Source organism: Nocardia altamirensis NBRC 108246, assembly GCF_001612685.1.
GTDB lineage: Bacteria > Actinomycetota > Actinomycetes > Mycobacteriales > Mycobacteriaceae > Nocardia > Nocardia altamirensis.
Map to the genome: position 1 here is coordinate 67,244 of NZ_BDAY01000022.1, position 13,659 is coordinate 80,902.

The window sequence follows — 13,659 nt, forward strand, 5'->3', positions numbered from 1 at the left end:
CAGGCAGGCTGGAACTGCAGTTCACACTGACCATCTTTCGAACAGAACGGTTTTCCGCTCCGACAGTAGCTGCCGCGGGCGGTTCAGGGCGGCGGAGGGCTGCCACCAAAACCATTGGCTCGGCCGCAGTCAGGTGGTGCCGGAGGAACTCGGTGTCGACTGTCCGACGGTTCCCGGCACGGCAGGCTCGGATCCTCGGTCCCCTGTCGGCACCCGTCTGAGCACGGCAGCGATGATCACCGCCGCGACCAGCAGGATGACGACGCAGATCGCGGCCACGACATTCATTCCCGCGGTGAAGGATTCCCGTGCGGCAGCGGCCAGCAGCGCGCTGAGATCCGCGGGGAGATCCGCCGCGAGCGCTGCGGCCAGGTTGTCGCGCGCGGCATCGGGCACCTCGAGTCCGGCCGGCACGGCACCGACAATCCGATCCCGGTAGACCGCGGCGCCGATACTGCCCATGACCGCGACGCCCAACGCGGCGCCTGCTTCGTTGGCCACCTGTGTCAGCGATGCTGCGGAACCGGCCTGCTCCGGTGCCGCCGAGCTGATCACCAGGTTCGTCCCCACCGCGAGCAGCGGTCCTTCGCCGAGTCCCATGATGGCGAAGCCGATGATCACCAGCATCGGACTCGACTCGGCGTCCAGCTGCGTGAACAGTGCGAAGGCGACGGCAACGCCGACGATGCCACCCGAAATGAGGTACGCGGGCCGAATTCGCCTGCCTATCAAGGGCGCAACGATTCCGCTGATCGTCGCCACCACCATGCCGGGTAGGAGACACAGTGCGGCGGCGAACGGCGTCAGGCCGAGCACGGACTGGAGATACTGGATCAGATAGAACATGCTCGATGTCCCGATCAGCGCGTACAGCACGAGGCCGACGAGCATGGTGCTGAACGATCGATTCTCGAACAACCGCAGGTCCATGAACGGCTTGTCGCGGCGGCGTTGGCGGCGGACGAAGGCGACACCGCAGCCGATTCCGCAGAGGCCGACCAGTATCGGCGTCGCCTGCGCGCCGTGGCGGGTGATCTCCTTGAGGCCGTAGCTGACCGCGACCATGGCGCCCACCGAGAGCAGCGCGCTGACGATATCGATGGCGCCACCGTCGGGGTTTCGATACTCGTCGATCGTCAGCGGGCACAGCACGAGCAGCAGCACCATCACGGGCACCGCGAGCAGAAAGGCTGAGCCCCACCAGAAATGCGCAAGCACTACCCCACCGACCACCGATCCGAGGATGGCGCCGAGCGGAAAGCTGGCGGCCCACACACCGATAGCGAGCCCACGCTGATTCGGTTCGCGGAACATATTCCTGATCAACGCCAATGTCGATGGTGCGAGCGTGGATCCGGCAATGCCGAGTAATGCCCGGCCCGCGATCAACGTGGTGGCATCGGTGGCGAACGCGGACACCAGGCAGGCCGCCGCGAAGCAGGCCGCCCCGATCATCAGCAGTTTCCGGCGACCGATCCGGTCGCCGAGCGTGCCCATCGTGATGAGTAGCCCGCCGACCATGAAGCCGTAGCTGTCGAGAATCCACAGCTGCTGCACCGCGTTCGGCCGCAGATCCGCCGTGATCAGCGGTAGCGCGAACAACAGAACGAACATCTCGAAGGTGATCACGATGGTCGCGAGCGTCAGGATCGTCAAGCCGATCCATTCTCTGCGCCCGGCCGCAGGAGCGAAGTTGTTGACAGGCACGGTGTTCCGCCTTCCGTTCGACACACACTCGGTCTGTGTGCATGCATCGAACGGGCGCTGGTCGTTTCGACATCGGCCGATTCGGTGTCGATCTCGTACATGGCCGTTCGATGCATTCAGGAGGCAAAGACCTCGCACGAGACGACCGAGGAACGAGGAGTCGAGGATGCGCGAACTGATTGTTTCGGAGTTCATCACGATCGACGGCGTGGTGGAGGCGCCGGGTGGCGAGCCGGGGCACCGGCACAGCGGCTGGGTGTTCGACTATGCCGCGCCGCCGATCGAGAACTACAAGCTGGACGAACTGAACGGGGTCGAGGCCATGTTGTTCGGACGAAGCAACTACGAGCAGTTCGCGCAAGCGTGGACGCCGCGTACCGGCACTATCGCGGATCGACTGAACACGATGCCGAAGTATGTCGTGGGTACCAAGGTGGAGCAGCCGCCCGCATGGTCGAACACCACCGCCCTCGGCGGCGAATTGGTGAGCGCCGTAACCACCTTGAAGGCGGGCGACGGCGGTCCGATCCTTGTCCACGGCAGCGCGACGCTGGTGCAGGGTCTGCTGACCGCCGACCTCGTCGACGAACTGCGGTTGCAGCTCTTCCCGGTCGTCGTCGGTGGTGGGCGGAGTATCTTTCCTACCGGATTCCAGAAGACGACTTTCGCACTCACGTCCGTGGTGCGGATTCTGCCGGAGGTGATCGCACTCCACTACCGCAGGCAGGCGATAGCCGCCGCTGGACCGCCGCAAGGCCACTGACCGACACCTGTCCAGAAGAATTTCACGCGAGGTGTCGATTCGGTGGGTGGCCGTTCGATGCAGTGGGGTGAGGGTCGGACGATCCTGACGACGACGAGCAAAGGACGCGATATGCGCTACATGATGCTGATCCACGTCGACCCGGTCACCGCGCCGGAGCCGGACGAGGCGTTGATGGAGCAGGTGGGCAAGGTGATCGAGGAGATGACCAAGGCGGGCGTGCTGCTGGACACCAACGGCCTGCACCCGGTCACCGAGGCCACCAGGATCACCCAGTCGAACGGCAAGCAGACGGTCGTCGACGGGCCGTTCACCGAGTCCAAAGAGGTGGTCGGCGGGTACTGCATCCTGCAGACCAAATCGCAGGACGAGGCGGTCGAATGGACCAAGCGTTTTCTCGGCGCACACGGGCCGGAGTGGGATATCGAGGTCGAGATCCGGCAGCTCGCCGTGCAGGCCTGACCGGGCCGCGGATGACCCCCGACGACCGGTCGCCGGAACGCGCCCGCCGCGCCGTGGAGACGGTGTGGCGGATGGAATGGCCACGGCTGGTCGCGGGGCTCACCCGCGTGGTCGGCGATATCGATGCCGCCGAGGAACTGGCACAGGACGCGTTGGTCGCGGCGTTGGAGCAGTGGCCGCGGGACGGGGTGCCGCCGAATCCGGGTGGTTGGCTGATGCTGACCGCCAAGCATCGCGCCATCGATCGGATCCGGCGCAACCAGACGTTCGCGCGCAAGCTGACCCAGCTCGGGCACGCGTTGCGTACCGAACCCGAGCCCGAGCCTGCGGTCGAGGCGGTTGAAGACGACCTGCTGCGGATGATGTTCACCGCCTGTCATCCGGCGCTGCCAGAGCAGGCGAGGGTTGCGCTGACGTTGCGGATGCTGGGCGGGTTGACCACCGAGGAGATCGCGCGCGCTTTCGTCGCGACGGAATCGGCAGTGGCGCAACGCATTGTCCGCGCCAAACGCACCATCTCCGCGAAGCAGCTGCCCTATCAGGTGCCCGCCGCGGACGAGCTTGCCGAGCGCTTGGACTCGGTGCTCTCGGTGGTCTATCTGATCTTCAACGAGGGGTATGCGGCGACGTCGGGCGACGACTGGGTGCGCGTCGAATTGTGTGAGGACGCACTGCGGTTGGCGCGCATGCTCGCCGAACTGCTGCCCGGCGAACCCGAGACGCACGGGCTGCTCGCGCTGCTGGAATTGCAGGCATCGCGGCTGCCTGCGCGCACCGGACGAACGAAAGACATTGTCCTCCTTGCCGATCAGGACAGATCCCGGTGGGATCGACTGCTCGTCCGGCGCGGGTACGCTGCGCTCGGCCGAGCCAATGCGGTGGCACGGGAGCGCGGACTCCCGCCAGGCTGTTACGCGCTGCAGGCGGCGATCGCCGCCGTGCATGCCATGGCACCCACCGCCGAAGACACCGATTGGCGCCGCATCGCCGGACTGTATGCCGTACTGGCCCAACGCTTCCCGTCACCGATCATCGAGCTGAACCGCGCGGTGGCGGTCGGCAGGGCGCACGGCCCCGCCGCAGGCCTCGAACTCGTCGATGCGCTCGTCGCGTCGGGCGCGTTGGACACCTATCACCTGCGCCACGCGGTCCGCGGCGATCTGCTCACACAGCTGGGCCGGCACGCGGAGGCCCGCACCGAGTTCACCCGCGCGGCCGAGCTGACCAGCAACCAAGCCGAACAAACACTGCTCCTCAACCGCGCCGCCGACCTCGACCGCTAGTCCCGCAGCACTCAACATCCGCACCCTTTCTCGAAATCCGCACTAGTTCCGTTGATCCACAACCGTTCTGGGCGGCCAGAACGGGTGCGGATTGCTGGAAGGGGTGCGGATTCTGCGGGACGGTCACTCCGGAGAGGTCTCCGGCGGCATGGCGGCGAGCTCGGTGAGGACGGTTTGGGCGTGGGTGAAGGCGGCGTTCGCGGCGGGGACGCCCGCGTAGGCACCGGTGTGGAGGAGGACCTCGCTGATTTCGTCGGGGGTGAGGCCGTTGGTGAGTGCGGCGCGCACGTGCATGGCCAGTTCTTCGTGCCTGCCGAGGGCGGTGAGGATCGCGAGGGTGATGCAGCTGCGGGTGCGGCGGTCCAGACCGGGGCGGGTCCAGATGGCGCCCCACACCGATTCGGTGATGTATTCCTGGAAGGGGCGGGTGAATTCGGTGGTGCTGGCGGCGGCGCGGTCGACGTGTGCGTCGCCGAGCACTTCGCGCCGGACCTGCGCCCCCTGGATGGCACGGTCGTTCACGAGTTCTCCTTCAGGTGCGTGAGGATGAGGTCGTTGACGGTGTCCGGGCGTTCGGCGGAGGCCAGATGCGCGCCGGGATGGACGATGCGCAGGCGTGCCAAGGGAATCGTCGCGGCGATACGCTCGCCGTGCGCCGGTGGAGTCGCCGGGTCGTCCGCGCCGACGATCACCACGGTCGGGGCGCTGATGCGCGCCAAACGCGCTGCGATGTCCATGGTTTCGATGGCGGCACAGCAGGAGGCGTAGCCCTCGGCAGGCGTTGCGGCGATCATCTGCTGGTAGTCGCGCGTCCGGTCCGGGTTGGCGGCGCGCCATTCCGGCGTGAACCACCGCTGCACCGCCGCTTCGGCGATCGCGCCCGTGCCTTCGGCGCGCACCGTCGCGGCGCGCTCGGACCAGGCCGTCGCCGGACCGAGCTCGGCCGATGTGCAGCACAGGGCCAGGGTTCGTAGCCTGCTCGGCGCGAATTGGGCGATCCACATGCCGACCATCCCGCCGAGCGACACCCCGACGAAATGCGCGCGACGGATTGCCAACTGGTCGAGCAACGCGATCACATCACCGCCGAGGTCGACCAACGAGTACGGTCCCACCGGCACCGGCGAGCCGCCGTGGCCGCGATGGTCGTAGCGCACCACCCGATATCCGGCAGCGGCCAGCGCGGCAACCTGCGGTTCCCACATCCGTAAGTCACTGCCGAGCGATCCGCTCAACACTATCGGTGGGCCGTCGACCGGTCCGTCGACAACGTGATTCACCGGTACCGCATTCATCGGGATCTCCAATCAACCTGCACCACAGGACAGCCGAGCAATCCGAGCGTTACCACTATCGCCCGAACCGGCTGCCTGCGCGCACTACCAGGCGGCCCGCAGACCGAGCGCGCCTCGCACAGCGCACGAGTGGCACATGGCTGCGGCGTTCGTCGAGAAGACCTCTCCACCATGTGCCACTCGCACCTCATCGGTATCCAGCCGAGCGTGATCGCCAGTCTTGCGCAGCCCGGCGGATGAATTCGGCGGTGCTGCCCAAATAGCCGGTGGGGTCGAGGAGTTCGTCGATGCGACTGCGGTCGAGGTACTTTCCGATCACCTCGTCGGCGGCCAGCAGTTCCGCCAGGTCGTCGGGACCCGCACGCAGGCAGCATGCCGCGACCAGGTCGGTCGCTTCCTGTCTGCCGACCGCGCCCTGCGCCGCCGTGACCACACCGATGGCGACCTGTTCGGCGAGCAGAAGTCCCCCGGACGCATCGAGATTCGCCCGCATACGAGCCGGGTCGACGCGAAGGCGGTCGAGGGCGATGCAGAGCCACTCGACGGCTGATCCTGTGCTGCGCAGCAATTCGGTCAGCGGCCGCCATTCCGCGTGCCAGGATCCTGCCGCCCGCTGATGTTCGTGGGCGGCTGCGCTCAACAGGGTGGCGACCAATCCCGGTGCCTGAGCCGCGGATCCGGCCGCGAGGACGGCGGCGACCGGGTTGCGTTTGTGCGGCATGGTCGAGGAGCCGCCGCTGCCAGGCGGACCGTCCTCGAATACCTCGCCGAGCTCGGTTTGCGCGAGCAGGGTGATATCGCGGGCGATCTTCGCCACCGCACCGCAGGCCTGACCGAGCGCGCCCGCGATCTCGGCGATGCGGCTGCGCTCGGTGTGCCACGGCAGCACCGGTTCGGCGAGGCCGAGCCGATAGGCGATGCCGCGCAGGACGGGAATACCGTTGTCGCCCAACGCCGCCAGCGTGCCGACCGCGCCGCCGAACTGCACCGCGAGCCGCTCGCCGCGAAGCACGTCGATGCGATCGAGCGCCGCGACCACGCCGCCGAGCCAGCCCGCCGCGGTGAGCCCGAACGTCACCGGGGGCGCCTGCTGGAGCAGGCTGCGCCCGGCCTGCACAGTGTCCGCGTGCTCCTCGGCGAGCCGGGCGAGTCGATCCGCGCAGGCGTGCAGGCCAGCGCGCAGTGCGACCAGCGCCCTGGCGGTCACCAGCATCGCGGCGGTGTCGAGCACGTCTTGGCTGGTCGCGCCCAAGTGCACGTAGGCCGCCGCCTCGGGGGTGACGCTCGCGGTCAGCTCACGCACCAGCGGCCCTGCCGGATTGCCGATCCGCACCGCGGCCGCGCCGAGCGCGCTGATGTCGTAATACTCTGCCCGGCACCTTCTTTCGATGTCGACGGCGGCGGCCTCCGGAATGACCCCTGCCGCGGCCGAGGCCCATGCCAGCGCCGCTTCGAAGTCGAGCATCGCCTGCACCCAGGCCCGGTCGCACACCGAATCGGCGACCGGGCCCGCCGCGAGCACGCCGCTGAAGAGCCCGCCGGTGTCAGACATCGAAGAACACCGTCTCATGCGCTCCTTGCAGGTGCACATCGAACTCGTAACCGTCGCCTGCCCGCGCCGCGATCAGGGTGCCGCGCCGCGCGGGCGGGACCGTCGCCAGCACCGGATCGGCCTGATGCCGGTCGGCGTGCTCCGGAAAGTAGACCCGGGTGACCACCCGATGCAGCAGCCCGCGCGCGAACACCGACATGTCGAGGTGCGGCGCCTCGTCGTCGCCCGCTCCGTCCGATACCGGCTGCGGCAGCACGGTATACAGGGCGAACTGCCCACGCCTCGTGTCGCTGCGGGCGAATCCTCTTCGGCCGCAGCAGTCCTCGGGATCGACCTGCCAGGTCTCGACCATCGCGTCGTCGATCGCCGTGCCTGCACCGTCGAACACCCGGCCGGTAATCCACACCGCGCCAGGCGTGCCCAAGGGCACCGCGAACGGACCGTCGTCCCAGGTGAGTCCGATGTGCAGGTACGGACCGACGGTCTGCGACGGCGTGCTCCGCAGGCTAGTCATCGTGGTCAGCCCCCTCGAACGGTGTCGCGTCCGGCCCGCGCAGCACGATGTCGAAGGCGAAGGCCAGTGCGCGTTCCGGCTCGCTCCGCTCGTAATCGAAACGGCTGACCAGCAATTCGCGGGCAGGCTCCGGCACCGAGTTGTAGACCGGATCCTGGAAGAACAGCGGATCGTCGGGGAAGTACATCTGCGTCACCAGCCGCTGCGCGAAAGCCGTTCCGAACAACGAGAAATGGATGTGCGCAGGACGCCAGGCGTTGTGGTGATTGCGCCACGGGTACGCACCCGGCTTGACGGTGGTGAATTCGTAGCGCCCCGCGCTGTCGGTCAGCGTGCGGCCGACGCCGTCGAAGTGGGGATCCAGCGCCGAATCCCAGCGGTCCCTGTCGTGCCGGTAGCGGCCGCCGGAGTTGGCCTGCCAGATCTCGATCAGCGAGCTCGGGATCGGCTTGCCGTCGCCGTCGAGCAGTCTGCCGTGCACGATGATGCGCTGGCCGATCGGCTGCTGCGCGTGCTGTGCGGTCAGGTCGTTGTCGGTGGGGCCGACCCGGTCGGTGCCGAGTACCGGGCCGGTGCGCTCGGTCAGCCGCTGCGGCAACAGGATCAGCGGTTCGCGCGGATGACGCAGCGTGGTCGACGCGTACTCGGGGTAGTCCAGCGGCGGGTGGATGCCATCGGGGTCGCGGCGGTAGCCGACCGGGAGCGGTCGAGTCTTCATGATGTTGCCTCCAAAACGACGGCCAGCCCTTGACCGACGCCGATGCACAGCGCCGCAAGCCCCCAGCGGCTGCCGCGACGGCGCATCTCGCGGGCGAGCTGGTTGACCAGCCTGGCCCCGGATGCGCCGAGCGGGTGGCCGAGTGCGAGCGCGCCGCCGTTGACATTCACTATCCCCGCGTCCAGCTCCGGCCACCCGGCCAGGCAGGCGAGCGACTGGGCGGCGAACGCCTCGTTGAGTTCGACTACGCCGAGGTCGTCCCACCCGATCCCGGCCCTGCGCAAGGCAATTCGCGCCGCTTGCACCGGTCCGATGCCGAATTCATCGGGGTCGACACCCGCCGCACCGCGGCCTGCGATCCGCGCCAGCGGCGCCCTGCCGATCCGGTCGGCGAGTCCTTCGTCGCCGAGCAGCAGCGCGCAAGCGCCGTCGCTCAGCGGCGAGGCGTTGCCCGCGGTGACGGTGCCCGTCTCGCGGAACGAGGGCCGCAGGCCTGCCAGCTTCGCCGGCGTGGTGTCCGGTCGCAGCGGTTCGTCACGGACCAGGTCGGTGCCTGGCACCTGGACCACGTGGTCGTCGTAAAACCCCTTGTCCCAGGCCGTCGCCGCCAGGTGGTGGCTGCGTGCCGCGAACTCGTCCTGCTCGGCGCGGTCGATGCCGAAGCGCTCGGCGAGCAACTCGGTGCTCTCGCCGAGCGACACCGTCCACGGCGCGGGCATGACCGGGTTGACCATGCGCCAGCCGAGCGTGGTCGAGTGCAGCGTCGCATCGGCAGCCGGAAAACCCTTGGGCGGCTTGGTCATCACCCACGGCGCACGGCTCATCGATTCGACGCCGCCCGCCACCACGATCTCGGCATCGCCCGTCTCGATCGTCCTGGAAGCCTGCAGCACCGCATCCAGACTCGACCCGCACAGCCGGTTCACGGTGCTGCCCGGCACCGAGGTCGGCCAGCCCGCGAGCAGCGCCGCCATCCGGCCGACGTTGCGATTGTCCTCGCCCGCCTGGTTGGCGGCGCCGAACAGCACGTCGTCGACCGTCGCCGGATCCAACTCCGCATGCTCGGCCAGCGCCTGCAGGACGTGGGCGGCCAGGTCGTCCGGGCGCACGCCTGCCAGCGCGCCGCCGTAGCGGCCGAAGGGCGTCCGCACGCCGTCGTAGAGGAACGCGCCGGTCATGCCGTCACCTCTGCCTTACTGCGTCGGCGAACCGCCATTTCCACTGTGCGCCAACTCATGACGCCGCCTGTAGTGCGCGTAGCGCCGCGAGCTCGGCATCGCTCGGCGGCTCGGTGACGGCCAGGTCGGCGGCGACCTTCAGCTCCCATCCGGTCGCGGCGCGCACCTGCTCGACGGTCACCCCCGGGTGCACGGCGGTGAGCACCAGCTCACCGCCGTCGTCGGGCTGCATGATGCCGAGATCGGTGATGATCCTGGTCGGCCCGGTCCCCCACATCCCGAGCCGCTCGCGCTCGCCGCCACCGCGCCCGTGCCCGAACGAGGTGATGAAATCGACCTGCTCGACAAAGGATTTGCGGGATTGGCGCACGACGACGAACACCTCACCGCAGGACGCGGCGATCTCCGGCGCGCCACCCGCACCGGGCAGCCGCACCGTCGGATGGTGGTAGTCCCCGATGACGGTGGTGTTGATATTGCCGAACCGATCCAGTTGCGCGGCACCGAGAAAGCCGACATCGATGCGGCCGGGCTGCAGCCAATAGTTGAACACCTCGGGCACGCTGATCACCGCGTCGGCGGTCTCGGCGAGGATGCCGTCACCGATCGAGGCGGGCAGCCTGCTCGGCTTGGACCCGAGCGTGCCCGACTCGTAGATGAGGACCAGGTCGGGCGCGTGCGTCGTCCTGGCCAGGTTCGCGGCGGTGGACGGCAGGCCGATGCCGACGAAACACCGTGTGCCGTTGGCCAATGCGCGCGCGGCCGCGATGGTCATCGTCTCGTCGGCGGTGTATCGCGTCGTGTCCACCGCGCCGACCTGACTTGTTGTCATGCCAAACTCCCTGTGGTTGAGGCAAATACGTGCTCGGCGAGCCAGTCGGTGAACCGAGCCCGGTCCCGGCTGATCGCATCCCATGCCGCGTAATAGGCGTTGTCACGCTCGGAATAGCCCTGCGCATAGGACGGATGCGCGCCCCCTGGCACCACGGCGACCGCGCTGATCGCCCACGCGGGCAACACGATCGCGCCAGGCACCGGGGTGAGCTCGTCGACGATCTCCTCGACGGTGACCAGGCTCCGGCCCGCCGCGAGCACCGCTTCCTTCTGCACCCCGAGCAACCCCCACAGCTGCACGTTCCCCGCCCGGTCCGCGCGCTGGGCGTGGATCACCGTCACATCGGGATTGAGCGCGGGCACCGCGGTCAACTGCTCACCGGTGAACGGGCAGCTGATCGGCTTGATCGTCTCGGTCACCGTCGGCAGATCGGTGCCGACATAACCGCGCAGCACCGCGAACGGCAGACCGGAAGCGCCCGCCACATAGCGGTTGGCCATGCCCGCGTGGCTGTGCTCTTCTATCGCCAGCGCCCGCGGCCACCCGTGCTCGACCGCGTCCCGAAACCGGTGCAGCGAGCCGACTCCGGGATTGCCGCCCCAGGAGAAGATCAGCTTCGTCGCGCAACCAGCGCCGATCAACTGGTCGTACACGATGTCCGGGGTCATCCGGACCAGGGTCAGCTCACCGATACCCTGCCGGATGATCTCGTGCCCGGCGGCCACCGGGATCAGGTGGGTGAAACCCTCTAGGGCGACCGTGTCGCCGTCTTGGACAAGCTCGGCCACCGCGTCGGCCAGGGTGGATATCCGCGCCACCGTCACTCCTTACTTTTCGTCGGGACTATTCACTGTTTCGGTTGCTGCCATCCGGTGTACGCCTCGGCGAAATACGTGGAGCCGTGTCGTGATCCGGTGATCAACGCCAGCTCGCCGCGTTGGCGCTGGATATCGAAGGGCGTCGCGCCGGGGACCATGTGCAGCATGGTGGTCGCCCAGTACGAGAAATGCTGTGCCCGCCATACCCGTTCGAGCGCGCGTTCGGTGTACCGATCGAGCACATCCGCATCCCCTGCAGCATAGAAATCGGCGATCACCTCGGCGAGGATCGCGACGTCGGCGAGCGCCAGGTTCAGGCCCTTGGCACCGGTCGGCGGCACAGTGTGCGCGGCGTCGCCGGCGAGCAGCAGCCGGTCGTGCCGCAGCGGGGCGGTGACAAAGGATCGGAAGGGCAGCACCATCTTCGCGGTGATCGGCCCTTCCTCCACCTCGAATCCGTTGCCGTTGACGCGGCGGCGCATCTCGGTCCAGATCCGGTCGTCGTCCCACTCCTGCGGCCGCTCGTCCGGCGCGCACTGGAAATACATCCGCTGCACCGTCGGCGTGCGCTGGCTGACCAGCGCGAAGCCGTAATCGGAACGGGTGTAGACCAATTCATCGTGCGAGGGCGCAGCCTCGGCCAGAAAGCCGAACCAGGCGAACGGATACTCGCGGAACCATTCACCACGGCCGCCGTCGGGAAAGGCATGGCGGCAGATCGATCGGGAACCGTCGGCGCCGATGAGCAGGTCCGCCTCGAGGCGCGTCACGCTGCCGTCCGGCTCGGTGTAGGTCACCGTCGGGCGGGCACCGGAAATGTCGACGGCGGTATCGGACACCCCGTAGCGCACATCACCACCGTCGGACCTGCGCCGTGCGGCCAGGTCGATGAACACGTCGGTCTGCGGGTACAGCCACACGGATTCGCCGACCAGCCCCTGGAAGTCGATCCGGTGGTTCTCCCCGTCGAACCGGAGCACCACGCCGTCGTGCCGGTGGCCTTCGGTGAGTACCCGCGTGGATGCTCCCGAATCCACCAGCAGCCGAACGGATCCCGCCTCCAGGATGCCTGCGCGGATGGTGCCTGCGATCTCGTCGTAGGTGCGGTGATCGACGGTCACCGTCTCGATGCCGCTGCGGCCGAGCAGATGTGACAGCAGCAGACCGGCCGGGCCTGCACCGACAATCGCGACCTGGGTGCGCAGCGTCTTCACGCCTGATGTCCTCCCGTCGCCGCCGGGACGACCGGCTCGACCGGTGCGAGCCCGTCGATGGTTGTCCTCGGCACCGCGGCCATGGCGAGCAGCCCGATGCCCGCGACCGCGGCGAACAGATAGAAGCCCCAGGGATTGGCGGACCCGATCACGATGAGCCAGCCGGTCACCGTCGGGCCGAAGATCGCGCCGAGGCGGCCGACGCCCGCCGCGAATCCCATTGCGGTTGACCGGATTTCGGCCGGATAGGCCTGGGCCACATAAGCGTAGATGAGGACCTGCGCGGAGAAGACGAAGATGCCGGTGATCAGCACCAGCGCATTGAGCACCAGATTGCTCGTCATCTTGATGCTCAGCAACGCCAGGAACACCGCGGCCGCACCGAACCACATCAGCACCGTCGGCTTGATGCCTCGCCGATCGGCAAGCGTACCCGCCGTCAACAGGCCGATCACCGCCCCGACGTTCAACATCAACAGCACCGTCAGCGAGGTGGACATGTTGTATCCGGCGTCCCGCATCAGCTTGGGCAGCCAGGTGTTCAAGCCGTACACGAGCAGCAGACCCATGAACGATCCGACCCAAACCCCCAGCGTCGCACGCAGATACAGCGGACGAAGCAAGACCTTGGGCGAGACCCTGGTCGGCGCCGACTTGGCGGCGAGGTAGGCCTCGGATTCGGGCAGTTTCGCCCAGATCACCGGCAGCAGAACGAGTCCGGCGATGCCGCCCCCGTAGAACAGCGGCTGCCAGTGCGGGACGACGCGCAGGGCGAGCAGCGCGGTGAGCACCGCGCCGGTGTGATAGCCGGTCATGGTGATCGTGCTGGCGAAGGCGCGGCGTTCCGGCGGCATGTGTTCGGCCATGAAGGTCAGCGCCGTCGGCAGGCCTGCGCCGAGGCCGATGCCCGCGATCAGCCGGAACGCGCCGAACACCGTAACGGACCCCGCGAACGGGACGATGGCGGTGAACAACGAGAACAGGGCGATCGAGCCGAGCAGCATCCGGCGGCGACCGTAGCGGTCGGCGATCGGCCCGGACGCCGTCGCACCGATGGCGACGCCGACCAGCGAGATGGTCGCGGCGAAAGTCGCACTGGCGGCGGTGAAGCCGAGATAGTGCTGGTCGATGAGGGTGGGGATGACGGCGCCGAGCACGACGAGGTCGTAGCCCTCCAGCAAGACGATGAGCCAGCAAAGTACGGCTGACCACGACATCAACTTCTTCATGGTGGTGTTCATTTCCTGGTGTGCAGTTGTGATGGCCCTCACGCTACGATCGGCAGCATCAGAAATCCAATAGATGTTTTTCGAGATCTAT

General features: G+C 67.9%; 14 protein-coding genes. 3 read left to right on the forward strand and 11 right to left on the reverse strand.

What is annotated here, in order from left to right:
* Nucleotides 1–129 precede the first annotated feature (129 nt).
* Nucleotides 130–1,707 (reverse strand): MFS transporter, encoded by a 1,578-nt coding sequence (locus NA11_RS14720; protein WP_069162512.1) that lies wholly within the window; start codon nt 1,705–1,707, stop codon nt 130–132.
* A gap of 166 nt (nt 1,708–1,873) precedes the next feature.
* Here NA11_RS14720 and NA11_RS14725 point away from each other — a divergent pair, with 166 nt between their 5' ends.
* The 3 genes from NA11_RS14725 to NA11_RS14735 are packed head-to-tail and all read left to right on the forward strand — an operon-like array spanning nt 1,874 to nt 4,215.
* Nucleotides 1,874–2,470 (forward strand): dihydrofolate reductase family protein, encoded by a 597-nt coding sequence (locus NA11_RS14725; RefSeq protein ID WP_069162442.1) that lies wholly within the window; start codon nt 1,874–1,876, stop codon nt 2,468–2,470.
* 42 nt (nt 2,471–2,512) lie between these two features.
* A complete protein-coding gene (locus NA11_RS14730) occupies nt 2,513–2,932 on the forward strand; it encodes a YciI family protein (protein ID WP_245745882.1) in 420 nt (139 codons plus the stop codon).
* An 11-nt stretch (nt 2,933–2,943) separates the two neighbouring features.
* Nucleotides 2,944–4,215, forward strand: a complete 1,272-nt coding sequence (locus NA11_RS14735) for an RNA polymerase sigma factor (RefSeq protein ID WP_069162443.1) — start codon at nt 2,944–2,946, stop codon at nt 4,213–4,215.
* 123 nt (nt 4,216–4,338) lie between these two features.
* Here the strand turns inward: NA11_RS14735 and pcaC are convergent, their stop codons facing one another.
* The 10 genes from pcaC to NA11_RS14785 form a co-directional block, all read right to left on the reverse strand.
* Entirely contained in the window at nt 4,339–4,737 is a 399-nt protein-coding gene (gene pcaC, locus NA11_RS46300; RefSeq protein ID WP_069162444.1) for a 4-carboxymuconolactone decarboxylase, read from the reverse strand.
* Nucleotides 4,734–5,510, reverse strand: a complete 777-nt coding sequence (gene pcaD, locus NA11_RS46305; RefSeq protein ID WP_069162445.1) for a 3-oxoadipate enol-lactonase — start codon at nt 5,508–5,510, stop codon at nt 4,734–4,736. Before pcaD ends, pcaC begins: the two co-directional genes overlap by 4 nt.
* A 187-nt stretch (nt 5,511–5,697) precedes the next feature.
* Nucleotides 5,698–7,062 (reverse strand): 3-carboxy-cis,cis-muconate cycloisomerase, encoded by a 1,365-nt coding sequence (gene pcaB, locus NA11_RS14750; RefSeq protein ID WP_069162446.1) that lies wholly within the window; start codon nt 7,060–7,062, stop codon nt 5,698–5,700.
* Complete coding sequence (gene pcaG / locus NA11_RS14755) at nt 7,055–7,576, reverse strand: protocatechuate 3,4-dioxygenase subunit alpha (RefSeq protein ID WP_069162447.1); 522 nt, start codon at nt 7,574–7,576, stop codon at nt 7,055–7,057. The genes pcaB and pcaG overlap by 8 nt, the downstream gene beginning before the upstream one ends.
* Nucleotides 7,569–8,294, reverse strand: a complete 726-nt coding sequence (gene pcaH / locus NA11_RS14760) for a protocatechuate 3,4-dioxygenase subunit beta (RefSeq protein WP_069162448.1) — start codon at nt 8,292–8,294, stop codon at nt 7,569–7,571. Before pcaH ends, pcaG begins: the two co-directional genes overlap by 8 nt.
* Nucleotides 8,291–9,472, reverse strand: a complete 1,182-nt coding sequence (locus NA11_RS14765; RefSeq protein ID WP_069162449.1) for a thiolase family protein — start codon at nt 9,470–9,472, stop codon at nt 8,291–8,293. Before NA11_RS14765 ends, pcaH begins: the two co-directional genes overlap by 4 nt.
* A 55-nt stretch (nt 9,473–9,527) precedes the next feature.
* Nucleotides 9,528–10,304: a CoA-transferase subunit beta gene (locus NA11_RS14770; protein ID WP_069162450.1), complete on the reverse strand. Its 777-nt coding sequence runs from the start codon at nt 10,302–10,304 to the stop codon at nt 9,528–9,530.
* Entirely contained in the window at nt 10,301–11,125 is an 825-nt protein-coding gene (locus NA11_RS14775; protein ID WP_069162514.1) for a CoA transferase subunit A, read from the reverse strand. Before NA11_RS14775 ends, NA11_RS14770 begins: the two co-directional genes overlap by 4 nt.
* 29 nt (nt 11,126–11,154) lie before the next feature.
* The gene (locus tag NA11_RS14780; protein WP_069162451.1) at nt 11,155–12,339 is read right to left on the reverse strand and encodes a 4-hydroxybenzoate 3-monooxygenase; all 1,185 of its coding nucleotides are present in this window, start codon (nt 12,337–12,339) and stop codon (nt 11,155–11,157) included.
* Nucleotides 12,336–13,580 (reverse strand): MFS transporter, encoded by a 1,245-nt coding sequence (locus NA11_RS14785; RefSeq protein ID WP_245745883.1) that lies wholly within the window; start codon nt 13,578–13,580, stop codon nt 12,336–12,338. Before NA11_RS14785 ends, NA11_RS14780 begins: the two co-directional genes overlap by 4 nt.
* Nucleotides 13,581–13,659 lie beyond the last annotated feature (79 nt).